Annotated in this window: 22 protein-coding genes; 8 read left to right on the forward strand and 14 right to left on the reverse strand. The window is 46.3% G+C overall.

Features of this window, described 5'->3' with window-relative positions; all coding sequences use genetic code 11:
• Positions 1–22 precede the first annotated feature (22 nt).
• The 6 genes from RIH33_RS13925 to RIH33_RS13950 form a co-directional block, all read right to left on the reverse strand.
• Positions 23–3343 (reverse strand): VCBS repeat-containing protein, encoded by a 3321-nt coding sequence (locus RIH33_RS13925; protein WP_406650924.1) that lies wholly within the window; start codon positions 3341–3343, stop codon positions 23–25.
• A gap of 118 nt (positions 3344–3461) precedes the next feature.
• Entirely contained in the window at positions 3462–5186 is a 1725-nt protein-coding gene (locus RIH33_RS13930; RefSeq protein WP_406650925.1) for a RagB/SusD family nutrient uptake outer membrane protein, read from the reverse strand.
• A gap of 25 nt (positions 5187–5211) precedes the next feature.
• Positions 5212–8760: a SusC/RagA family TonB-linked outer membrane protein gene (locus tag RIH33_RS13935; protein WP_406650926.1), complete on the reverse strand. Its 3549-nt coding sequence runs from the start codon at positions 8758–8760 to the stop codon at positions 5212–5214.
• Between the two features lie 114 nt (positions 8761–8874).
• The gene (locus RIH33_RS13940) at positions 8875–9921 is read right to left on the reverse strand and encodes a FecR family protein (RefSeq protein WP_406650927.1); all 1047 of its coding nucleotides are present in this window, start codon (positions 9919–9921) and stop codon (positions 8875–8877) included.
• 159 nt (positions 9922–10080) lie between these two features.
• On the reverse strand, positions 10081–10713 hold the full coding sequence (locus RIH33_RS13945) for an RNA polymerase sigma factor (RefSeq protein ID WP_406650928.1): 633 nt from the start codon (positions 10711–10713) through the stop codon (positions 10081–10083).
• Positions 10714–10921: 208 nt separating this feature from the next.
• On the reverse strand, positions 10922–11344 hold the full coding sequence (locus RIH33_RS13950) for a hypothetical protein (RefSeq protein WP_406650929.1): 423 nt from the start codon (positions 11342–11344) through the stop codon (positions 10922–10924).
• 91 nt (positions 11345–11435) lie between these two features.
• Between RIH33_RS13950 and RIH33_RS13955 the strand changes: the two genes are divergently transcribed.
• The 7 genes from RIH33_RS13955 to RIH33_RS13985 all read left to right on the forward strand — a co-directional run bounded on the left by RIH33_RS13955 (position 11436) and on the right by RIH33_RS13985 (position 17409).
• A complete protein-coding gene (locus RIH33_RS13955; protein WP_406650930.1) occupies positions 11436–12149 on the forward strand; it encodes an ABC transporter ATP-binding protein in 714 nt (237 codons plus the stop codon).
• A 9-nt stretch (positions 12150–12158) separates the two neighbouring features.
• Positions 12159–12719: a cob(I)yrinic acid a,c-diamide adenosyltransferase gene (locus tag RIH33_RS13960; protein ID WP_406650931.1), complete on the forward strand. Its 561-nt coding sequence runs from the start codon at positions 12159–12161 to the stop codon at positions 12717–12719.
• Positions 12720–12744: 25 nt separating this feature from the next.
• On the forward strand, positions 12745–13809 hold the full coding sequence (locus tag RIH33_RS13965; protein WP_406650932.1) for a branched-chain amino acid aminotransferase: 1065 nt from the start codon (positions 12745–12747) through the stop codon (positions 13807–13809).
• 153 nt (positions 13810–13962) lie between these two features.
• Positions 13963–14421 carry a CBS domain-containing protein gene (locus RIH33_RS13970; protein WP_406650933.1) on the forward strand — a complete coding sequence of 153 codons (459 nt, stop codon included), beginning with the start codon at positions 13963–13965 and terminating at the stop codon, positions 14419–14421.
• A 94-nt stretch (positions 14422–14515) separates the two neighbouring features.
• Positions 14516–15599, forward strand: a protein-coding gene (gene prfB / locus RIH33_RS13975) for a peptide chain release factor 2 (protein ID WP_406650934.1) whose coding sequence is annotated in 2 segments (ribosomal slippage) — positions 14516–14575 and positions 14577–15599 — 1083 coding nt in all. Because the reading frame shifts where the segments join, the coding sequence is not laid out codon by codon here.
• A 2-nt stretch (positions 15600–15601) separates the two neighbouring features.
• Positions 15602–16750, forward strand: coding sequence for an MFS transporter (locus RIH33_RS13980; protein WP_406650935.1), 1149 nt, complete (start codon positions 15602–15604; stop codon positions 16748–16750).
• The gene (locus RIH33_RS13985) at positions 16747–17409 is read left to right on the forward strand and encodes a lysoplasmalogenase (RefSeq protein WP_406650936.1); all 663 of its coding nucleotides are present in this window, start codon (positions 16747–16749) and stop codon (positions 17407–17409) included. The genes RIH33_RS13980 and RIH33_RS13985 overlap by 4 nt, the downstream gene beginning before the upstream one ends.
• Positions 17410–17419: 10 nt before the next feature.
• Here the strand turns inward: RIH33_RS13985 and RIH33_RS13990 are convergent, their stop codons facing one another.
• The 7 genes from RIH33_RS13990 to RIH33_RS14020 all read right to left on the reverse strand — a co-directional run bounded on the left by RIH33_RS13990 (position 17420) and on the right by RIH33_RS14020 (position 23237).
• Positions 17420–18307: a hypothetical protein gene (locus RIH33_RS13990; RefSeq protein WP_406650937.1), complete on the reverse strand. Its 888-nt coding sequence runs from the start codon at positions 18305–18307 to the stop codon at positions 17420–17422.
• 44 nt (positions 18308–18351) lie between these two features.
• Positions 18352–19476: a molecular chaperone DnaJ gene (gene dnaJ / locus RIH33_RS13995; RefSeq protein WP_406650938.1), complete on the reverse strand. Its 1125-nt coding sequence runs from the start codon at positions 19474–19476 to the stop codon at positions 18352–18354.
• Between the two features lie 2 nt (positions 19477–19478).
• Positions 19479–20066, reverse strand: a complete 588-nt coding sequence (locus RIH33_RS14000; RefSeq protein ID WP_406650939.1) for a nucleotide exchange factor GrpE — start codon at positions 20064–20066, stop codon at positions 19479–19481.
• A 99-nt stretch (positions 20067–20165) separates the two neighbouring features.
• A complete protein-coding gene (gene obgE / locus RIH33_RS14005) occupies positions 20166–21152 on the reverse strand; it encodes a GTPase ObgE (RefSeq protein WP_406650940.1) in 987 nt (328 codons plus the stop codon).
• Positions 21153–21155: 3 nt separating this feature from the next.
• Complete coding sequence (locus tag RIH33_RS14010) at positions 21156–21731, reverse strand: adenylate kinase (protein ID WP_406650941.1); 576 nt, start codon at positions 21729–21731, stop codon at positions 21156–21158.
• Between the two features lie 55 nt (positions 21732–21786).
• On the reverse strand, positions 21787–22329 hold the full coding sequence (gene hpt, locus RIH33_RS14015) for a hypoxanthine phosphoribosyltransferase (protein WP_406650942.1): 543 nt from the start codon (positions 22327–22329) through the stop codon (positions 21787–21789).
• Positions 22326–23237 (reverse strand): M20/M25/M40 family metallo-hydrolase, encoded by a 912-nt coding sequence (locus RIH33_RS14020; RefSeq protein ID WP_406650943.1) that lies wholly within the window; start codon positions 23235–23237, stop codon positions 22326–22328. The genes hpt and RIH33_RS14020 overlap by 4 nt, the downstream gene beginning before the upstream one ends.
• An 86-nt stretch (positions 23238–23323) precedes the next feature.
• On the opposite strand from RIH33_RS14020, the gene RIH33_RS14025 reads away from it, so the two are divergent.
• On the forward strand, positions 23324–23782 hold the full coding sequence (locus tag RIH33_RS14025; RefSeq protein ID WP_406650944.1) for a hypothetical protein: 459 nt from the start codon (positions 23324–23326) through the stop codon (positions 23780–23782).
• 3 nt (positions 23783–23785) lie between these two features.
• On the opposite strand, the gene sdaAA is transcribed toward RIH33_RS14025, so the two are convergent.
• Positions 23786–24694, reverse strand: a complete 909-nt coding sequence (gene sdaAA, locus RIH33_RS14030) for an L-serine ammonia-lyase, iron-sulfur-dependent, subunit alpha (protein ID WP_406650945.1) — start codon at positions 24692–24694, stop codon at positions 23786–23788.
• Positions 24695–24743: the final 49 nt, after the last annotated feature.

Genomic DNA, 24743 nt, shown 5'->3' on the forward strand with positions numbered 1-24743 from the left:
ATCACTTTTGATGTCACTGTACTTACTTTTTCACTTCGCTTCTTGCCTCCGAAAAAAGCAATGCCTCCTCGTCATTTCTGGCTACCAATATGGCCTTTTGTCCGGCAATATCCAGCTGTACTGCATCGCGAACTTCACCAGTGACCGTGATGCCACTTTGGGCATTGGGCATGTAAGTAAAAGCTCTGTTGCCCTCGCCTTTGAGAAATACTCCCTTATTGGCTGATTGATAGCCCACTTCTGGCTTTAGGCCGTGAAAATTTCCAAGCAACAGCAGATCCATAATGCCATCGCTATCGAGATCATCAGCCACAATGGCATAAATGGGAGCTACCTGCGCTTCGAGGGGAAGTGGTTCCATTTGATAATCACCGCCATTGCTCCATAGTACGGCACTTTCCAAAAAAGAAGCAGAATACGCCATCGCCTGCGCTCGTTGCTTTTCGTCAAACAAGCTTTCATAGGTGCTTACGGCATACTGCTCGTAGGTCACGGCCTTTTTCTTAACACCGGGTATTTGACCTGTCAGGTCCATTTTGGAGGCAAAGGGATAAGACGTGACTTCAGCTTGAGGATACCAGTTCAGGATAAACTCGGATTTCCCATTTCCATCAAAATCATTTACATACATGGTCAAAGGCCTGGCCTCACTGGCCTGAAACTTGGTGTTTAAACCCCAGTTGCCCAACACATAGTCATCCTTGCCATCGCAATCCAGATCTGCTACTTCTATGCGGTTCCACCATCCACCGGTACCGGGTATGGCATAGACCTCCTCCAGCCCTTGTCCATTATTGAGGTAAACGGATACCTGCAGCCACTCTCCCACTACAATCAGGTCCTTGAGGTTATCTCCATTGAAATCACTCCACACTGCATCAGTGACCATCCCTGCTCCAGCCAAACTCTGAGGCTCCACATTGGTCCAAAGACCATTATCATTTCTAAACAAAAAACTTTTAGGAATCAGGCCATAGTTGCCCGGAATCACTCGCCCACCTATAAAAAGATCGATGTCTCCATCCTGATCAAAATCTTCAGCGAGAATACATGAAAAATTACCAATAGCCTGTGGCGCCCTTTCTACGGACCGGTTGAATTCACCCCGGCCATTGTTGTCATAATACCTCAGCACATGCGCATCAAGCCCACGGTTAAACTCATTTCCTCCGGAGCCTATCAGGAGGTCCAGGTCTCCGTCCTTATCCAAATCAAATAGTACCCCGCAAGTACTCTCAAAAATGGAATCCCTCAGCAAGGATTTCTGGGATTTCTCCCTGAATAGTCCGTTGGATTCTTGTAAAAAGACCTTATCCGGATCACCGAATGCGCCCAGCAGAATAAAGTCATCTTTTCCATCCCCATTGACATCTCCCTCAATCACCCTGGGACCCTGGGTAGATAACTTTCGGGGCAACAGTCGCTCATGGTTAAAATCGTTAAAATCATTCTCTGTGTGTCGGTAATTACCTATCAGGGTGGCTGATGCTACTTCTCTGTAAAGAGGCTCTGCATCCTGAGTAGTCTCACGAAAGAGCTGACTGGCTTCCGCATGGCTGATAGTGAGCACCTTATTCACCGCAACGTTTCGCATCGTTTGCTTTTTCATGTCGGGCCAAACAACCACCAATGAATCGAGGGTTTTCAAAGTTCCAAGACCAAAATTCACTACCGGCTCCACAGCGCTTTGGAACCCTCTGGAGGTGAAGTTTTCTAATACTTGTTGCTTATCACCAGAGTAGGCTGTCACTCTGGCACCAATGCCAAAAGGGTTTTTCCCAGGACCCTGAAACCTTACTTTCAAATAGGCATTACCAAAAAGTGTGTCCGTATTATTCCGATAAACAGAGGCCGGTGCATTGATGTTATTCACCACCAGGTCCAGGTCCCCATCATTATCCAGGTCACCATAGGCCGACCCATTACTGAAAGACGGGATGCCCAAACCAAGTGAGTCAGCCCGATTGATAAATGTCCGATTACCCTGATTGATGTAGGCGTAATTCGAAATACTGGTTGAAGGGAGGTAAGCCAGGAGGTCATTCACGTCAAGTTTTCCTTCCTTCTGAATAATCTCTTTAATATTATCTCTATCTGACGCAAAGCTGGCAAAATCCATAGAGGTGATGTCCCTAAGGATGCCATTGCTAACGAATATATCTTTCCATCCGTCATTGTCCATATCGAAGATCAAGGCGCCCCAGCTCCAGTCACTCGCCTCTGTATTCGCCAAAGCCGCCAACTCCTGAAAGTTCCCTTTTCCATCATTGAAATGGAGGCAATTTTGCAACACCTGAATGTGATAATCCGCCTTCACCTTGAGCTCCTTCACGTTGGTCTCATCAAATCTGGTCATGGTTTTTAGTCGTTGATTATCAGGAGGAAGCATTTCCGTGGTGAATATTTCCGGGAAACCATCATTATTTAGGTCTGCCACGTCCGCTCCCATACTGGAGCCAGACACCACATCTGTGCGCGAAACGATCTCCTCTGAAAAAGTGCCATCTCCCCGATTAAAGTAGAGATAATCTCTTTCCCAAAAATCATTGGCAATGTAGAGGTCGGGTCGCATGTCGCCATTCAGATCACTGACGGACACTCCGAGACCAAACCCTACAGCTCCTCCATAAATTCCGGCTTCCGCACTGATATCCGTGAAAACACCATTGCCATTTCTTAGCAATTTATCCCCGCCAAGGGTGTCACGAAGCTCTCTGCGCTGGGTGAACAGCTCCACCCGATCTATTGATTTGAAGCTGTTGTTCAGCAAGTAGCAATCAAGGTCTCCATCCCCGTCAAAATCAAAAAATGAGGCGTGAGTAGAATATCCATGATCATCAAGGCCAAATGCAGCGGCTGACTCTACAAAAGTCAAATCTCCTTGATTGATAAATAATTCGTTGGTTTTATTAGACCCTTCCAGATCTCCGGAGTTGCACACATAAATATCCAGCCAACCATCCCCGTTTACATCGGCCATGGTTACGCCGGTACTCCAACTCCTGGTACCTGCAGTACCTGACTTCTCCGTAATGTCTTCAAAAGACCAGTTACCCTTGTTGAGATAGAGTTTGTTTGCCGCCATATTCGCAGTAAAATAAACATCCGACCACCCGTCGTTATTCAGATCACCAATAGCCACACCGCCTCCATTGTAGAAGTTTCGGTAATTGAAAATATTGAAGTCTTCCTGATCGCGAACCTCGTTGATAAAAGCAATGCCCGTCTGATCCATCGACATCTCCATGAAGAGAAGTTCCTGATTTGAAGAAATTGGCCCACAGGCGATCATCAAAAGTGACAATACAATCAGGGAGGAGGTAAAAAATTTTGTGCAGGTCATTTAACTTAATTTAAGTCGGTATTCCAACTCATTCATCCTTTATGACAGAAAAGTGTAAAACAAAAGGCAGATGATTGAGATCTGCCTTTTGTTTAATAACATACAGTAGTGGCTCTGATTACCAGCCAGTATTTTGTTTCAAAATCTGCTCACCGTTTCGGGTATTCGCATTGATCTGAATGGTAGGAATAGGATACCATCTGTGTCTCGCTTCATAGGTAGCAGCATCCGCATAATAGCTTCTGGTTTGTGCTGCATATTCAGTGTATTTATTCAGCACCTCAGCAGCAATACCCCACCTTCTCAGGTCAAAGAAACGATGACCTTCAAGGGCCAATTCAAGTCGACGCTCCCACCTCACGGCATTCATCGCAAATTCAGGACCATTCGTTGCAAAAGTACCCGCAGGGTACGGCTGCACTTCATAATTGGCCCAGTCGATATCAGGATTATCAATATCATCGGTGATCACCGCACTTCCTCCACCGTCTACAAACGGCCCCTGGGCACAGTTTCCAGCTCGCTCCCGAATTTCATTCACCAGGTCCTCAGCCGCCGCCAGATTGCCCAATATCACCTCCGCTTCTGCCAACAGCAACATGGCGTCCGCCAGCCTGATAATGGAGAAGTTGATGCCATTGTAAGCATTGTTGTTCCATCCTCCTGTAGATACCGGATCAGCTTTGTAATGTGAGAACTTCTTAGGGCTATAGGGACCCGAAAAGGCCCGGTCTCGGATCCATGAGGCATCATGAATGTCCCAGTCCCAATAAGGTACATTGTCTCTACCTATGGTGAAATCTATCCGGGGATCGACAGCATCAGTAGCAGGATCCAGTTCGGCATCATTGTAGTTGTCAAACATCGGTAATCCATTGACATCTACCTTGTACGCATTCACCAAATCCTGTGATGGCTGGTGAAAGCCACAACACCCAAAACTCGAACCTGCCGGATAGGCCAATTGATTCAACCAGTTAGCATTTCGGGAGTTACCACCATCATTGATAGAGGACTGCACACTGAAAATCATGGCTTCATTGTTTTCAGTAGAAGTGTGGAACATATCCTTTAAACATGGGGTCAGCGAACGAGCGGCCACTACGGGATCCAGATAAGTTTTGGCACTGGAGGCATCTGCCGTGCTGCCTGATTCTCCATATTTATACATGTAGAATTTACCCAACATGGCGCTTGCAGCGTCTTTGGTAGCACGGCCGGCATCATCCTGAGTAGCGGGCAGCAGATTTACAGCTGCTGTCATATCAGCAATGGCATCTCCCAAAGGATCAACACCTTCATTGGACTTCACAAAATCCTCATCCGCTTCCGTGAAATACGGCACATTTCCCCAGACTTTGTACAATTCAAAGTGGTAGTAGGCTCTCAAAAAACGCGCCTGCCCTTCCAGGTTGTCTCTTACCGCATCCGGCAGGTCCGCGCCACTCAGTAAGCTAATGGTTGAATTGGCTCTCACCACTCCTTCATACGAGCTCACCCACTTGTCATTCATTACAGAGTTACCCGCTGACCACTGATAAATCTCCAGCTGAGTCATTTCGGCAAAGTCCGTTTGCTCGGAGCCCTTGTAAGCATCATCAGACGGTACGCTGCCCAAAATCCAGTTTTGAGGATTAGCGGACCAGGTATTGGCTCCGTCAATGTTCATGCCGTCCAAAAGCGCATAAGCACCTACCAGAGCAGCGTTGATGCCCTCTTCATTCTGGAGGTTAGATTCCCCGAGAAAACCCTTGGGCTCTTCTTCCAAAAATGATTCGCTGCAAGCTCCCAGAAAACTGGTGATGGTCAGGAAAAGAATACTTTTTATAATTGATTTTTTCATCTCTTTATTATTTATCATCTAATGATTAAAAAGCAGCATTTACACCAATCATGAAGATTTTGGATGCAGGATAGTTACCCAGGTCGTAACCTGTCCATCCGTCATTCTGCAATCTTCCATCTACTGCCGTACCAATGTTGGCATTGGATAATGCAGGGTCTATGCCACTATAACCTGTAATGGTAAACGCATTTTGAGCCTGTACATAAACTCTCAAGCTAGAGATGCTGGAGATATTTGCTGTAGGGATGGTATACCCCAGCGTAATGTTCTGCGCTCGCAGATATGAACCATCCTCCACGTAGAAGTCACTTGACTGACTCGCAAAGGTGTCTCCTCCATCAAGCTTTGGAAGTGAGGCATTTCTGTTATTCTCCGTCCAGGTATCTGTCAACACATCCTTGCTCATGTTAGAATTAAACTGACCAAAATGGGTAAACAGCTTGTTGTAGTTGTAGATATCATTTCCAATAGAGGCAAAAAGCATCACAGAGAAATCAAACCCTTTAAAGTCAAGACCAAGATTTAATCCCATCGTAATATCGGGATGTGGGTTTCCAATGACCCCCTGATCATCACCGTTGATTACTCCGTCATTATTCAGGTCTTTTCTTCTGAATCTGCCAATGGCTGCACCTGCCTGATCCAGGGCTGCTACATCGGCCGCATCCTGGAAAAATCCGTCATTGGTGTATCCATAGAAGCTGGAAATAGGAGAGCCCACCTGCCAGATATTTACCTCGCCAAATCGCTTGTCGATACCAGCAGGGAATATCGCGCTGGCCTCTCCATCCAACTTGATGATTTCGTTTTTATAGTGTGATAGATTCAAGAAAGCATTGAATCCCAGGTCTCCGGAAAATCTCTCTCGGTAACCGAGACCCAGATCCCATCCGGTATTTCTCATAGAAGCCACATTTCTGAATGATGCCTGAGAGTTACCTGCCGAACCAGGGTTCGTTGGATCAAAAATCAGGTCATTGATATCTCTCTGATAGACATCAAAAACCACTGATACTTTCCCATCAATGAGTGAGGCATCCAGCCCAACATTCATCGACTCATTTTCTTCCCATTTGGTATTAGGGTTTCCATATCGGTATAAGGTAAATCCAGGGGTCATAGAGCCACCGGTTCCACCAAGATCATAGCCAGCGTCACTAGGACTTCTTCCTCCATACCTGTTATAGGCATTGTAGGCCACAGGAATGTTCTGGTTACCGGTGATACCCCATCCACCTCTGATTTTCAGGTCATCAATGAAGGAAATACTATTCATAAAAGACTCCTCGGAAACCCTCCAGCCAACACTCACGGCCGGGAACACTCCATACCTGTTGTCTCCTATAAACTCGGAAGTTCCATCTCTCCTCACTACTCCACTGATCAAATATTTGTCTTTGTAGGAGTAATCAACCTGACCAAATACAGAAGCAAGAGCCACCACTCGCTCCTGGCTACCAATAGAGCTGAAAGTGGAATAACTGAGATTCAGAAATCTTACATTAGGATCGATAAAAGCAAGGTCATTCACCTGTCCATTGATTTGCTTGAATTGATTTTTGACACCCTCCTGGCCAGCCAAAAGTTTCAGGGAATGATCATCACCAAACTTCTTGCTATACTCCAAAGTGTTCGTCCATACCCAGTTCAGATAGCTTTGATGTGTCTCCTGATAGCTGTTGCTACTGTTGACCTCACGATCTTCATACCTGGGAAAATTAGCGCTGGGCTGGAAATTCTGTCTGAAATCGACACTAAAGCTGGATCTGAACTTCAGTCCTTCGATCAATTCATACTCTCCAAAAATATTGGTCAACACCCTGAAATCGGTGCCTACATCGTGCCTGTTATTTTCAGCAAATGCCACGGGGTTTTTACCATTAGAAAATCCGTTGGTCTTACCTCCTGCATAGTTTCCTGCAATATCATAAACCGGCACAATGGTATTCATCAAAAGGGTCTGAGTGACCGTATTCTGCTCGTTTTGGTTTCCTCCTTGCTGGTCCACAGTCGAAGAATGGGCAACTGAAAGCGACTCGCCAAAAGTGAATTTACCAGCGTTGACCCGGCTATTTAATCTGGCTGAAAGCCTTTCAAATCCGGTATTGATCATGGTACCATCTTGCTTGAGGTAGCCTACTGATGAACTAAAAGTTGCGTTCTCCGAACCTCCGGAGATGCCAAAATGATGCTCAGTGATCAAGGCAGGATCAAAAACAGCATCCCACCAATCTGTTCCATCTTTATTGGATCTCATGATGAGATTATCCGGAAAGGAATAAGAAGCTTCATTCGGATTGGCTGGAATCAGGAAGTCATCATCGGCATTATCCGGAGTACCATTATCGCTGGTAGCCACAGGGAAAAAATAATCCGGAATTACTGGATTATTAGGATCACCTCCGTAATAGTTGGTCAAGGCAGGATTCTTGGCAATTTGTATCCGTGCATAATCCACCGGGTCTTTGATAAGAATGTCATTGTATCCACCCACGGGATTTTGCACTCCGGCGTATCCATCATAGGTCACTTTGATTTTCCCTGGCTTCCCTTGCTTGGTGGTGATGATGATTACTCCGGCATTCGCTCTTGATCCATAGATAGAGGAAGCAGAAGCATCTTTCAGTATTTGCATACTCTCAATGTCATTGGGGTTCAGACCATTCATGGCCTTGTCACCCTGAATCTGCACTCCGTCTACAATAATCAACGGATCACTACTCCCAAATGAGCTGATCCCCCTGATACGTATGTTGGTGCCTCCTCCCGGAGAACCCGAATTGGAGACTGTCACTCCTGTAGCTCTACCAGCCAGTTTTTGAGAAAAACTTGGCGCTTTGATGGCATTGAGCGCTTCTGCATCCACCACGGTTACTGCCCCGGTGATGTCCGCCTTGCGCTGTGAGGTGTATCCCGTCACCACCACTTCGGCCAGCGACTGAACATCATAGTTCATAGCAACATCAATGGTGGTTCGTCCGTTGATGGCAACTTCCTGAGTCAAAAACCCCACAGAAGAAAAAACCAGGGCATCAGCATCTGAAACGGCTAGTTTATACTCGCCGTTAAGATCAGTTACAGTACCGGTGGCCGTACCCTTGATGAGTACCGTTACACCTGGAAGTTCCGCGCCATCTTCGTCGGTAACTGTCCCGGAAACCGTAAATTCCTGTCTTGTGAGGTAGTTTTCCTCCACACTCACATTCCTGGCCTGGCTACGGTTCACATGGATATTATCATTGATCCGCTTGAAGCGTAAGTCCGTAAGACCCGACAGGTCTTCCAGTATCTCTCCAACGCTTTTATTGCGTCTGTTTAGAGTGACTTTATTGGCATCAATATTCTCATCGTTGTAGGTAAACAGGAAATCGGTCTTTTCTTCCAGTTGCTTGAACACCTCAATGACTGACACATCCTTTGCATGAATAGATACTTTGATTTCGTACACGCTCTTGTTCTGAGCGCTGGTTTCCTCTGCATACAAAAACGTAGCAAAGATCACCTGGAGAAAAAGTACTTGAAAAAGGAGCTTAGACATGGTTAGAATTTCCCTTAGTAAATTGTTTTTCATATTTTTAACTGTTTTTAGTTAAGTAAAAATTGACTGCTAAAAACCGCCCTTGCCCACTGAGTTCCCCAACTTGTGTCAGGCAAGGGTTTGTTTTTTTAGGTTTTGTAAGATTGGTTAGTTGTGTGTTACTTTTTTTCTCTCATAGATTAAGATGGTTTTATGGTTCATTTCATAGTTAAAATTCGATGTATAGCTCAATCCCTCGAGGATCAATTCGAGTGATTTTTGTTTGTATTCTCCACTGTATTTACCAGCTAGTCTGGTACCTTCTTTCACTTCAAAAGTCACACCGTACCATTTCTCCAGCCTCTCAAAAATGGTAGGCAAATCCTCATTTTCAAATAGTAAAGTACCATGTGTCCAGGCCATTAGCTTTCTCTGGTCAAACTGCTGGCGCCTCAGATCATCGCTTTCCTTATCATAAATCCCCATTTCGTTTGGAAGTAAAATAGAGGATATCCCACTTTCGGTCTGTACCTCCACCTTACCGGTCAGGACAGACACGCTTGCTTCGCGCTCTTCCTCGAAATGCTTCAGGTTAAATGAGGTTCCCAACACACGGGTGGTGAAGGCTCCGGATTCTATCACAAAAGGTTTTTCCGGATTATGGGCTACATCAAAGAATCCCTCTCCCTCAAATTTGATTAACCTCAGGTTGGGCCCGAACCCTTCAGGATATTTGATTGTACTGCCCGAATTCAGCATTACTCTGGTACCATCCGGTAATTGCACAGCCTTTTTTTGACCATACTCCGTAGCGGCCACTTTCCAAACCAAGGAGGGCTCACTTGTAGAAGTGGCGTCCGGGTAATTCAGGTAAAAAATTAATGAGAACCCCACTAAGAACAGAAGCGAAGCTGCCACCCGGTATGAATGCCTCAAAACAAAATCACTGGCCGTTCTGATAACCCCATGGGGCGCTTTGTGCTGCAGGATGCGTTCCATCAGTATAGAGTATTCATCCGACTTCATGGCATGTTCCTCCTTATAGTGAATCGATTTGACCAATTCACGAGCCATCTCTACGTCACTCACTTTCTCAGGATGTCGCTTTAACCAATTACTCCAGAAATGATCCGCTTCCGGGTGCTGGTGTATTACCCAGTCCACGAAAAACTCATTTTGGAGAAAGTCCCTTACCTCAAACTCTTTAAAATCCATCAACGCTTTTTGATCAATACTATAGGTAAAAGACTTTTATGAAGCGAATGACCATAGCATATTGAAATAAATGCATTTTTATCAAAATATTATTACATGGATTAGCTGCAATAACAAATAATATTCGAATTATTGATATTTTCTCAATAGAAAGGGAGGTCACAAGAGGTTCTTGCGAACGGGGATGAGTAGTTTGCTCATGGAATCTATTCCCCGATAGACCAGGGCCCTGGCAGACTTCACTTTCATGCCAAGTAAGCTGGCAATCTGGTCGTACTTTAAGCCTTCATAGTAAAACAGTAGCAGGGCTTCTTTTTGAAGTGGTGGTAGTTCATTCAGTTTAGCCGCGATCATGCGCCGCTTGTCCTCATCCATCTGCTGATTGATCAGCACCAGCTCCGGGGAGATGGATATTTCGAATGGATAGGTGTCATTCAGGTCTCCGGAATGCTCCTTTGCCATTTTAGTAAGGACTTTCACCAGCTTATTCCGCAGAGATTTGAAGAGATAGTATTTGATGGAGTTGGTGTTACCCAGCCGCTCCTTATTGTTGATGATTTCTATAAAAAGATCATGAATGGCATCTTTTACAATTTCCTTTGAAGTAAGCTGGCATCCATAATTATAGAGCGGGTTAGCATAGTTTCTATAAATAAAGGTGAGAGCCGCCTTATCCCCCTTCTTAAACTTTTCCCACACCATCTCGTCATCCACCATGGCCTCTGAGTGCGATGGATATTTTTTATCAAATACACCTCTCTCGATCGATGAATCTAGGTAGGGATTCTCCATAGGTTGGGTCTGGTTTGTTACAATAATCTCATTAGATTTCCATAAATCCTATTCTGTTCTGAGAATTCTTACACCTAATTGGGGTATAATTTGAATATTTTTAATAATCAATATCATCATTGTACCAGGGACATGACGGCATGATGAGACCTTTAATCGGAAGATTTTTCAGCAATAAGACCAAACCCAAGCACCGAGTGAGAATTGATCAATCAAGAAGGGTAACCCTGGCCTCTGATAAAATAAAGAATAAGTGTAGCGGGTCATCAGCATTGAGCTCCAGGCGGCCGGTGACCCGCACTCTGGAATCCTCCATAGCCACCTTGCCCTTTGTGTAAACCTCGGCGACCGTCTCCGGTCCGGCATTTCCACAAAAAAAACAGTTGTTATAAGGAAAGCGGGAAAGTACAAAAAAATCACCCTCCTGATCTGTTTGAAGGGGAATCACATACCCTTCAATGGTCACAACCTCACCTTCGAAAGCTTTCAGTTCCTGAGAAAAAACAGGAACCTCCGTTTCTTCTCCCAGAAAATCATCAAAGCCACTAATCAGCTCTAACCGGGACAAAGTATCCCATCCCTGAAATGGATTCTGAAGCAACCAGGCAAAAAGGATTAGCACCACTCGCATAATAGAAGTTAATTTGTAAACCAAAACTATAGAATCTACCGTTTGTTAGTCGGTACCTTACATAACAACTTTACTTATTAGTTTTAAGTCTATGAGCCTCATAATCGACACTAAAGATATCAAGAAGAGCTACGTGATGGGTAGCGAAACCATCCACGCACTCAAATCCATCTCCATCCAAATAGAACGGGGAGAGTACGTGGCCTTTATGGGTCCTTCCGGATCAGGAAAGTCCACTCTCATGAATATCATCGGCTGCCTTGACACTCCATCCGATGGAACTTATATCCTCAATAATCAGGACGTTAGTGACCTCACCGAAAATGAATTGGCTGAAATCCGAAACAAAGAGATCGGGTTTGTCTTCCAAACTTTCAACCTTTTGCCAAGAGCTTCTTCTCTGGAAAATGTGGCCCTACCGCTGATCTACGCGGGTTATGGAAAAGAAGACCGTGAAGAAAAAGCCATGGCTGCGCTGGATGGTGTGGGCCTGGCCGATCGTGCGCAGCACAAACCCAATGAACTCTCAGGTGGGCAGAGGCAACGTGTAGCCATCGCCAGGGCACTTGTGAATGACCCAAGTATCATATTGGCAGATGAGCCAACCGGAAACCTGGATTCCAAAACTTCTTATTCCATCATGGACCTCTTTGCCGACCTGCATCAAAAAGGCAACACAATCATTATGGTAACACACGAAGAGGACATAGCCGAATACGCGCACAGGATTATCAGGCTTCGTGACGGACTGATAGAGTCCGATGAGGTCAACGAAAACGTGCGATCTACTGTAGCAGCTGTATAAATAAACCCTATGAGTACCAAGTTATATACCAAAACCGGAGACAAGGGCCAGACCTCTCTTCTCGGCGGCAAGAAGGTTTCGAAAGCTGACCTTAGAATTGACGCTTACGGAAATGTGGATGAGCTCAATTCCTTTATCGGATTACTTAAAGATCACCCTGAAGTGGAGGCTCGCATTGGGAATCAATTCTATTGGATACAGGAGAACCTCTTCACCATAGGATCCATTCTGGCTACCGCGCCGGGCTTCACCGGGTTTGAATTACCCAGGGTCACAGAGGTTGAAATCAAACAATTGGAGGTTTGGATAGACAAAGCAAGCGGTGAACTTCCAGAATTAAAAAATTTTATTCTGCCGGGAGGTCATCAGGTTGTATCTTTGTGCCACGTATGCAGGACAGTCTGCCGCAGGGCTGAAAGAAGTATTATTGCACTCTCCCATGACGAACCCGTGGAGAGTGAACTAATCAAATTCATGAACAGGCTTTCGGACTACTTTTTTGTGATGTCTCGAAAAATGGCTCAACTCCTGAATGCACCGGAAACTCCCTGGAGTCCAGGTAATGATTAAAAACATATATCTAATTATTTGAGGTATGACTGAGACAATCGACATCAACATCACGAAAACCAACCATTCGAAAATCCACGAGGCAGACCTGGAAAAGCCTCAGTTTGGATCAGTTTATTCAGACCACATGTTCCTCGCCGACTACAGCAATGGACAATGGCAAGACCTGAGAATTGTCCCTTACGGCAACCTGAGCATTTCTCCTGCCAACACTACCCTGCACTATGCTTCCACTATTTTTGAAGGGTTGAAGGCCAACAGATCTGCTGACGGAGAAATTCTGGTCTTCCGGCCAGATGCCAATGCCCGGAGGCTACAGGTAAGTGCAGAAAGGATGTGCATGCCCCCGGTACCAGAGGAGCTTTTCATGAGCGGGCTCACTGAGTTACTCAGACTTGACAGCAGCTGGGTACCATCCGCTCCGGGAACCTCTCTTTACATTAGACCTTTGCAGTTGGCGATGGATCCTTATATCGGCATCCGACCTTCCAACTCTTACCAGTTTCTGATCATCACCGGCCCTGTAGGCGCCTACTATGCGGAGCCTGTAAAAGTAAAAATAGAAACCAACTACACCCGCGCTGCCCAAGGCGGTACCGGATTTGCCAAAACCGGTGGCAACTACGCTGCAGCCCTGAAGCCCGCCGTGGATGCCCAGAAAGAAGGCTTCAATCAGCTCATCTGGACAGATGCCAAAACACATGAATTTGTAGAAGAAAGTGGCACTATGAACCTGATGTTTGTTATCAATGATACCCTGGTAACCGCTCCGGCTGGCGACACCATACTCAACGGCATCACCAGAGACAGCATCATTCAGCTGGCCAAAGACCAAGGAATGAAAGTGGAAGAACGACCCGTGAGAGTCCGTGAAGTGATTGACTCCATTGAGAATGGCAGCATGCAGGAAGCATTTGGTGCGGGGACTGCGGCCACCGTTGCTCAAATCAAGCTCATACATCACGAGGGAGTGGATTACCACTTACCACCGATAGAGGGATGGAAGTACTCCGCGGACTTTTTGGACACGCTCACCAAAATCAAAACCGGAGAAATAGCGGATCCACACAACTGGATTTACAAAATCTAAAAAACATGAAAGCAGTTTGACACAAACTGCTTTCTTTGTTTATACCGCTTTCCTAAATTATACCTCGCCCTGCTTCTGGCTTCACTTTGGGTCAATTATTAGGAAATCAGGCTCTTTTTGTGTAACTTATTTGACTACCCAAACTCAAATGATATGGTAAAAAGTTACAGGGGCGTACAACAAGCTAAGCCCCTCCCCAAAACACAAAAAGTAAGTGTGGCCGATTATATGTCCACAAAACTCATCACTTTTCGTCCCGACCAGCACATGGATGAAGTCATCGAAACCCTCCTGAAAAACAAAATATCAGGTGGTCCGGTGGTGAATGAACATGGGGAACTGGTAGGTATCATCTCTGAAGGAGACTGCATGAAAGAAGTGGTGCGTGGAAAGTACAACAACATGCCCAACCTCAGCGGAAAGGTGGCAGAGCACATGACCACAGGAGTTATTAGCATCACTCCGGAAACGAATATTTTCGATGCCGCTAAAATGTTCCTGGATAAGCGAATCAGGAGGTTTCCGGTAGTGAATATGGGCAAACTCATGGGTCAGATTTCTCAAAAGGACATCATGAGAGCGGTGCACAGTATGCAGAGTACCACCTGGTAGAAATCCCATCTTTTTAATACAGGCATTTCTGTCCTTCAATTTCAAATCTGTATAACTTCGCACTCGAATATTCGACAACACTAAATCTCACAACATGACTACAGATCAGTTGAAAGACTTGAAGGCCCGTATCTCGGCCTTGAGGAGGTATCTTTGACTATGATGCCAAGAAAAAAGAAATAGAAGAAGAAGAGTTGGTCACCGCTCAGCCGGATTTTTGGAATGACCCGCAAAATGCGGAGATCACCATGAAAGCGATCCGGGCCAAAAAAACCTGGACTGACCAATTCGAAGAAGTAGCAGCCTCAGTGGAGGAAGCTGAAACCCTACAGGAGTTTCTAAATGAAGGCGAGGGCACCGAGGCAGAAGTGAATGCTGCCTATGAAAAAGCGCTCGTCGATGTGGAGGAGCTTGAATTCAAAAAGATGCTTTCTGGTGAAGAGGACCAACTCTCAGCCATGCTTCAGATCAACCCGGGTGCGGGCGGAACTGAAAGTAATGACTGGGCTGGGATACTCATGAGAATGTACATCATGTGGGGAGAAGCAAATGGCTACAAAGTGCGCGAAGTGGAATTTCAGGCTGGCGATGTGGCAGGGGTAAAATCCGTGACCCTCGAGTTTGACGGCCCACTGGCCTACGGTTTTCTGAAATCAGAAAACGGCGTGCACAGGTTGGTAAGGATTTCACCATTTGACAGTGGTGGAAGACGTCACACCTCTTTTGCCTCGGTATATGTGTATCCTGTGGTGGATGATTCCATAGAGATAGACATCCACCCCAACGACATAGAAATGCATACCTCACGCTCCGGTGGTGCGGGTGGACAGAATGTGAACAAGGTGGAAACCAAGGTGCAGCTGACCCACAAACCAACGGGTATTGTGGTGGTCTGTCAGGTAGAACGCTCACAGTTGGCCAACAGGGAAGGTGCCATGAAAATGCTGAAATCCCAGCTGTACCAGATGGAGATAGAAAAGCGCAATGCTGAACGTGACAAAGTGGAAGCCGGGAAGATGAAGATTGATTTTGGATCTCAAATCCGAAATTACGTACTCCATCCTTACAAGCTGATCAAAGACGCACGAACAGGGCATGAACGCACCGATGTGCAAAATGTACTGGATGGTGATATTAATGACTTTATCAAAACTTTTTTACTCCATCAGCAAGACTAGGAATGTTCAAAAAGTACTCTAAGAACTTTTGGCTCCTGTCTTTTAGCTCCTATTTATTCTTTTCCTCCTTTACCATGATTATCCCGGAACTTCCGGCATATCTCACCGGTATGGGAGGGAAAGAATACATTGGCCTTATCATTGCTCTATTCACTCTCACAGCGGGTATCTCGAGACCTTTCAGTGGTAAACTTACAGATCAGTGGGGGAGAATACCAGTGATGGTAGTGGGTGCCACGGTCAGTGGCCTGGCAGCACTGTTGTATCCGGTTGTAGCCACGGTCTCAGGTTTTTTGCTGATCAGATTGTTTCACGGATTTTCTACCGGATTTAAGCCTACGGGCACCTCAGCTTATATTGCCGACATAGTCCCTGCGGACAAGCGTGGAGAGGCGCTGGGTATTTCCAGCTTTTTTGGTTCTGTGGGGATGGCCTCTGGGCCGGCCATAGGCTCATGGTTTTTCCTGCAGTATGGAATTGATGGCCTTTTCTACCTCAGTTCTGTGTTTGCTTTTGCTTCAGTGGCCATTCTTATAGGCATGAAAGAGACGCTGAATACCAACAAGGCCTTTCATCCTAAAATGCTGAAAATTTCACGTTCGGACATTTTCGAACCTTCCGTATTCATCCCCTCCACCGTGATGATACTAACCACACTGGCCTTTGGCACAGTGGTCACTCTGGCGCCAGACTTTAGTGATTTTCTGGGCATCAAAAACAGGGGGCTGTTTTTTGTGGTGTTTACCAGCTCCTCTCTTTTGGTAAGGATCATTGGCGGTCAATTGTCGGATCGTTTTGGGAGGAAAGTGGTCCTGAAGGTAAGCACGCTACTGATCTTCACGAGCATGATTGTACTCGGCTTCTCCACTACACAATTTCAATTTTTTGCCGGTGCATTCATCTTTGGGATTGGTTATGGCCTGAACTCGCCCACACTTTTCGCATGGACCATTGATCTGAGCCCGGAAGCGACCAGGGGAAAAGGAGTCGCCACGTTGTTTATCTTTCTTGAAATAGGGATCGGCATGGGTGCGCTGATATCCGGCACTGCCTATCAGGGGATAAATGAGCGTTTTCCGATCATATTTGGAGCCGCGGGATTTTTCTCTTTAATTGCCTTCTTTTACCTCCAGTTTTTTAACAGAAAATGAAAGAGAGAATAGTTATTGGAGCTTATATGGTCATTGGGGCGCTTAACATCACGGCGCAGCTGATAGACTCACCCCAACTTAACCAAACGTCAAAGATTTTGCTGGTGCCTACACTTATCTATCTGGTTTTTGTAATGGCACAGGGCATGGTCACCTTACCCAGATTGCTTTTGGCGGTTGGGCTCACTTTTTCATGGGCAGGTGATATCCTCCTGTTATTCCCAGATGAAGAAGTCTATTTCCTGGGTGGGTTAGGGATGTTTCTTGTGGCACAGATTCTTTACACCATTGTGATGTACAAATCGGCTTATAGCAAACCCAGGGTCAATGTCAGACAACTGGGCCCGATTCTGCTTTACGGCGTTATCCTATTCTACTTTGTGCTACCGAATACAGGCAATCTGGTCTGGCCTATAATAGCCTATGCCGCCTGCATACTTGGGATGGTGAGCATGGCACGGTTTCGTCAGGGTAAGACATCTGATGAAAGTTATGAGCTGGCACTCATCGGAGCTGCCCTCTTTGTGCTTTCTGATAGCCTCATTGCCCTGGATAAATTTGTGATTGATATCCCGCTATCCACATTTTGGATTATGTCCACTTATATTGTGGCTCAGTATCTTATCGTAAAAGGAGTGATGAGTCATCCTGGCGGATGATCGGGGGAACTTAATTGGCGTAGTGAAAGGCCACATTGCCCAGCGCTACATCTACTTTGAAGGTGAGCAGATTTTTGGCATCTGCCCGGTAATTCATATTGACAAAAACATTGCGCTCTACCTCTTCAAATCCTTCTGCCAGACGCATTCCGCACAGTGGGCTGTCTTTCAAATAAATAATCATAGGCACATCCCTGCCTGGAAGAAAAACATCCAGATTTCCCGCCCCAACTGAGGCGTCCACGGTACACCGGCTGTCACTGGCATCACTGAAATCCAGCAGGGCCCTACCAAAACCTATATTAGCCATCACATATTTGGCACGGGCCAGCTCCAGGTGCCGGGCCACAATAGAACCCATGTCTGCCTTCACCCAGAAGGTATCCATTTCAATCTTGTTGGGCTCACCATCACTGTAATCCACCAAAATATCCGCACTCCCTGACCTCACTTTGAAATTTTCGACAGAGGTACCACTCAAATCCACGTCCGCATTTCCAAAACCATAACTCAGGTTGAGCCGATACTTCTTTTCCCGGTCAAAAATGATCTTCCAGTAGTTGTTTTGCTCAGACTTATCTCTGATCATAGCCAGCAGGATACCATCGCTCAGGCTGGAGGACCTGAACTCCTGAAGGTCCAGATGAACCTTGCATACATCATTGGTGATTTTACTTCGGAACGAGGGATTGATCTTATCAAGATCGGGATTGCCATAAATGGAAAGAGGCCCTTCGGAATCTGATGATTTGATAAAACAGTTTCCAGCAGTAGCCTCTAAGGTGAAATCTATGGTACTATAACCAGAGGTTTCCTTCAGGGTGTAAAACTTCTTTAACTGTCCGTAACAAAACGAAAAAAGCAGCCCAAAAGCCGCTGTGAATACCAACCGCAACATGCTAATCAGATACGTATTAAATACAGATGAGTTGCAATTTTAAATTATGCTCCAAAAAATTCCTTCATGTTCTCGAAAAAACCTTTTTCGCCTTTTGTCGGATTAGGTGTAAAGTTCTCCGAATCCCTCAGAGATTCCAGCGTGGCCTTTTCTTCCTTACTCAGGTGCTTTGGTGTCCATACATTCACATGGATCAACTGGTCGCCTATACCGTATCCTTCTATATCCTTGATCCCTTTTCCTCTCAATCGCAGAATTTTGCCACTCTGTGTTCCCGGCTCTATTTTAATCTTCACCCGGTTATTGACTGTAGGCACTTCTACCTCGGTGCCGAGAGCTGCATCGATGAAGCTCACGTGTAGTTCATAAATCACGTTGGTTCCATCGCGCTTGAGGGTCTCATCCGGTTGCTCTTCTATGAGGATGAGCAGGTCTCCGGGGATACCTCCCGCTACTTCGTTGCCCTTTCCACTCATGCTCAGCTGCATTCCGTCAGACACTCCGGCAGGAATCTTCACTGAAATCACATCTTCCTCACGCTTCATGCCAGAACTATCCGTGCCAGGTGATCTGCTGTCCACTGTCTGGCCCACACCTCCACAGGTAGGACATGTAGAAGTAGACATCATCTGCCCGAGCATAGTGTTCATTACCTTTCGCACCTGTCCGGTACCCTGGCAGGTGCTACACGTAGCAAATTTGGTGTTAGGGTCAACAACAAGTCTGTTGACTTTGATTTTCTTCTCTACTCCATTAGCTATTTCCTGAAGGGTGAGCTTAAGTTTGATGCGAAGGTTAGTGCCTTTTCGGGTACGTCGGCTTCTTCCGCCACCACCGCCACCAAAAAAACTATCGAATGGACTACCTCCACCACCGAAGATGTCTCCGAATTGTGAGAAGATATCGTCCATATTCATGCCGCCACCGCTGTAGCCACCTGCTCCACCGACACCCTGATGACCAAAACGATCATATCGCTGACGCTTCTCGTCATTGCTCAGGACTTCATAAGCCTCTGCGGCTTCCTTGAACTTGTCCTCGGCTTCTTTATTATCTGGATTTTTGTCGGGGTGATATTTGATAGCGATCTTACGATAAGCTTTTTTAATCTCATCCTTAGAGGCGCCCTTATCTACTCCCAGTATTTCGTAATAGTCTCTTTTAGCCATTATTATGATTTTGCTCCGGTTACCACTTTGGCAAATCTCACCACCTTATCACTTAGGAAATATCCATTCTCCACTACGTCCACAACCTTACCTGCCAACTCTTCTTCAGCTGGTATTTGCGTGATCGCCTCATGATAGTCGTCATTGAAGTCATCTCCTTTATTGACTTCCATTTTCTTCAACCCTTTGGATTCAAGGATTTTCTTGAATTTGTTATAGATCAATTCTGTCCCCTCTTTCGCCGGAGCCATCTCCTCATTCTCGTCCATAGATTTCAGTCCACGTTCGAAATCATCCAGCACAGGCACCAGGCTTTCTATCAGTTCCTTACTGGCCGACCCGATTAAATCTATCCGCTCTTTGGCTGTTCGTCTCCTGAAATTCTCAAACTCTGAATACAACCTCAGGTACTTGTCCTTTGCTTCGCTCAACTCGATACTCAACTTCTCCTGCTCAGTAGGCTCATCCTCCGTTGTCTCAGTTTCCGGGCCATTTCCTTCATTTTCGACCACAGGCTGGTCAGTACTTTCCTCCTGATTCACTTCTATATTCTGATCTTGTTCTTTTTCTTCTACTTTTTCCTTCTGCATCGGTAATACACTTTTTTAGAGATAGCTCACTGTTGGCAATTTCTTTGCCAAAGCCGTAGAGGCTGACAAGTTGTCAGAAATGGCTACTACTCAGCGCAATCAGCCATTTAGCATTTGCCAAATCTTGTCTTTCAGCTCCTGTATGCCAAGGTTTGTCACACTGGAAATGTAGACATAGGGCAAGTCTGGCAGCTCAGCTTCCATTTCTACCAACAGTTCTTCATCCAGAAGATCTGATTTGGTAATGGCCAGTAGCCGTTGTTTGTCCAGGAGTTCGGGGTTATACTTCTCCAGCTCACCCAGCAGAATATTATATTCTGCCTTGATGTTTTTCGCGTCTGTCGGGATCATGAACAGCAACATAGAGTTGCGCTCTATGTGACGCAGGAAGCGAATCCCCAAGCCTTTACCATCTGCCGCCCCTTCGATGATCCCGGGAATGTCTGCCACCACAAAGGAGCGCTCATCACGATAGGGAACCACACCGAGGTTTGGCACCAGTGTTGTAAAGGGATAATCTGCTATTTCCGGCTTGGCAGCCGAAATAACGGAAAGAAGTGTAGACTTACCTGCATTGGGAAAGCCTACAAGGCCCACGTCCGCTAAAATCTTGAGTTCAAGAATGATCCACTTCTCCACACCGGGGATACCCGGCTGGGCATGTCGTGGTGCCTGGTTGGTGGGTGTGGCAAAGTGCGCATTGCCCTGACCTCCCATTCCACCGGGAAGTAAAACCTGCTCATGCCCATCTTCCATGATCTCCAGCAACACCTCTCCAGTTTCGGCATCCTTGGCCACTGTACCCACTGGCACGTCCAGATAGATATCACTGCCGCCCAACCCGAAACGCTTTCCGCCTTCACCGTTGCCTCCATGCTCGGCCTTGATGTGCTTGCGGTATTTCAGGTGGATCAGTGTCCACATTTGCTTATTGCCACGAAGTATGATGTGTCCCCCTCTGCCGCCATCACCTCCATCAGGACCGCCTTTGGGCACAAATTTTTCCCTTCTGAAGTGAACTGAACCGGCTCCCCCATCACCAGACCTGGCGTAGAGTTTTACGTAATCAATAAAATTGGAATCCATTCCTTAAGTAAAACTGTCAATCACTGTGCATATCTGATTAAATATTCCGTCGATCGTGCCAACGCCATTGATGCCATTGAACTTCCCTTGCTGCTTATAATAACCAGCCACCGGTGATGTCTCCTCTTCATACACCCTGATTCTGGTGGTAATTTTGGCATCATCCTGATCATCCACCCGGCCGGAGGTTTTAGCCCGCTCTTTGATTCGGGTTCTCAACTCATCCTCAGGCACCTCCAGTGCTACCATGCCAGAAATCTTCAAATCATGCTCAGCAAGCATTTTATCCAATTCTGCGGCCTGATTGATCGTGCGGGGAAATCCGTCAAAAATAAAGCCCTGAGCATCCAGCGTCTCCTTGATTTTGTCCTCTACCATGCCCACCACTACCTCATCAGGCACCAGCTTACCCTCGTCCATATACTTCTGTGCCAGCTTCCCAAGCTCGGTTCCCTCGCCCAAATGTTTTCGGAAGAGGTCTCCAGTGGAGATGTGAGCCAGCTGATACTTTTCAATGATATTCTCACTTTGTGTTCCCTTTCCTGCTCCGGGAGGGCCAAACAGTACGATATTTAACATGGTATAAAATGCTTAATTCAATAATTAAATATAGTGATTAATAATACATGTGAACTTAGTCAATGGCGGCATAAATCTGTGACAACTGCCGTCCATGACCATCGTAATCCATGCCGTATCCTACTACAAATCTATTTGGAATAGCTATCCCGTAATAATGTACCGGAAACTTGTCATTAAAAACTTCCTTTTTAATAAGTAAAGTGGTCAATGAGACAGAAGCCGGTTTTTTCTCTTCCAGCAAACCCAACAGGTAACTCAGGGTGATCCCCGTATCAATGATGTCTTCCACCACCACTACATGTTTGCCTTTCAGCTCATCACTGAGGCCTATCAGGCTCTTCACCACTCCTGTAGTCTCTACGCCCTCATAAGACTTCAACTTTACCAACTCCAACGTTAGGGAAACATCAAGCTGCTTCAGTAAATCACCCAACAGCATAAAAGCGCCATCCAATACGCCGAGTATCACCATTTCCTTGCCATGAAAATCCCGATTGATCTTCTCCGCCAATCCACCAACCGCATCAGCTATTTCCTTTTCTGATAGAAATAACTCAAAGGATTTTCCATGTAAAGCAATCTTCTCCTCTGTCATAGCTTTTCCATCAGATAGATATACATCGCGATCATGGCTGTCAGGTCTTTGATAGCCACCCGCTCATTAGGCGAATGAACATTGTCTTCCGGTGCACCAATAAAAAGCCAGTCAATCGGATAGGGCGCATGATGAATTTCGCGTCCATCGCTGGAGCCTCCACCTTCCACCTCCAGCTGGTGAGCTACACCCGACTCGGCGGCCAGTTCCAATACACGATCCAGAAACTTCCGCCTGGGAATATTTCTATCCCGCATAGAGATGGCCACCCCGGATTCATGCTGCACACCCTCGGTCACCCAGGTGATGTCTGAAATCAGACATTGCTTTATTTGATAGTTTTCCGCAAGGTATTTAATCAGCATAGGTACCGACCCGCCTCCATGCTCCTCAAACGAACTGAAAACAATCACTCCGTCTGTCAGGTGTTCTGCCACCTTCAGGGCATTATAGATACCCAGCCGGTTGTCCATGTAGGGGCCCTCCAAAAATCCATCACCTACTTTTAGTGACGGCTTCCAGGTAAGCGTGGTACCCGTCTCAATGGCGCGCGGAAAATCATAAAACAACTGCCCCTCATCATCCACACGGAGTGTACACTGGATCAACCCTTTGCTGTCTCTTCCCACGAGCTCATAGCCATTTTCCACATCGGGTCCTCCAATAGGCACCAGCTGATCCTGATACCTCACCATAAAACCAATGGTATCCATGTGTGCAAAAATGGCAGTACGTGGTTGGCCAAAGACCAGGATGAGGTTGTCTTGCAAAAAATCACCCGACAAAACCTTTGGCTGAACTTTCCAGCTACCGGAGTGCTTTTTTACGTATTGGGTAATAAAGTCCCGCATCAGGTATTCGCTACCAGATGGAGAGGGTATGTCTATGAGCTGCTCGAGTAGTTTCATTACAAAAAGGACGCAAAGATAACTTTATCGTAAAGACCCATGCTCATAAATTTCGTATAAATTCACGCGCTCAAAATGAATCTAGAATGCCAGTAATCTTAAAATACCTGACAGTGTATGCCCTGAGTGCGCTCAAAATCATTTTCGGCCCCACTTTAGGTCTTGCCTATGGGTTTTCTATCATGGAGACCACCCTCCTTTCCCTATTGGGAATGATGAGTACGGTGTATCTCCTCACCTACTTTGGTCCTGAAATCAGGAGCTTATCACTGCGGCTTTTTAAGGCAAAAAAGAAGCGCAAAAACTTCACACCCAAGAGACGAAGGCTGGTGAGCATCTGGACTAAATATGGTGTAGCAGGCATTGCCTTCTTCACGCCCATCCTCCTTTCACCTATTGGAGGAGCTATCCTCGCCAATGCATTTGGAGGGAAGCGCTCAGAAATTATCCGTTGGATGTGGCTGTTTGGAGCAGCATGGGCCTTCATCCTTACCTTGCTCACACGTTATGCCGGGTGGTTGCTTGAGGATTTTGGAGTGATCTAAATATTATTCGGGGACGTCCTCATCATCCATGATTTCGATATCCTGTATCAGCACGCGTCTGGAAATGGCCTGACCTGTGGGCGTAGCGGCCAAACCTCCCAAGGCTGTCTCTTTGTACTTGGCTTCCATACTCTGACCGATTTCTCCCATCGCATCCACACATTCGTCTACCGGGATCACAGGACTCACATCGGCCAGGGCTATCTGAGCCGAAGAGTTGGCAATGGCTGCTGCACTTGCATTGCGAACTACGCAGGGGATTTCCACCAGCCCGGCCACCGGATCACAGACCAGTCCCAGCATACACTGTATGGTAATGGCCACCGCGTTGAAAGCCTGATCCACGGTACCACCAAGTGCATAAACGATGGCCGCAGAAGCCATGGCCGCTGCAGCACCTGTCTCTGCCTGACAGCCACCCACCGCCCCGGAAATAGAAGCACGCTTTTCGAGAATCAGTGCCACTCCTGCTCCAATTAACAACCCTTCCAGGATGGTTCGGTCGGGCAGGTCATGTATCTCCTGCAGGGTAACCATGGTGCCTGGTAAAATACCGGAAGCACCGGCTGTGGGCGCTGCAACTACTCTGCCCATACAGGAGTTGACCTCTTTGGCCGCCAAAGCTCTTGATATCAATTTTTGGAATTCAGGGGAAAGCACTGACAATGGCAGGTTCGCCACCTTTTTTGCGCCGCTGTTGATCATTCCTGAGAAGGAGTTCATTTCCTGAGTGAGGCCTGTCTGTACAGCTTCTCGCATCACAAGATAGGCCTTGGACAGCCCGGTCCACACCTCCTCCTCACTCTTCCCTTTTTGCTCTCTTTCATATCGGAGCACAGGTTCGTACAGGGGTTTGCTCTCATCTGAACAGTACTTTCGCCATTCATCGAAACTATCAAACAGGATACTCATATCAATGTCATTTTTGGGGTTCCACAAAGTTATAGGAAATGATTGTCCC

The organism is Marinoscillum sp. (genome assembly GCF_040222955.1).
Lineage (GTDB): Bacteria > Bacteroidota > Bacteroidia > Cytophagales > Cyclobacteriaceae > Marinoscillum.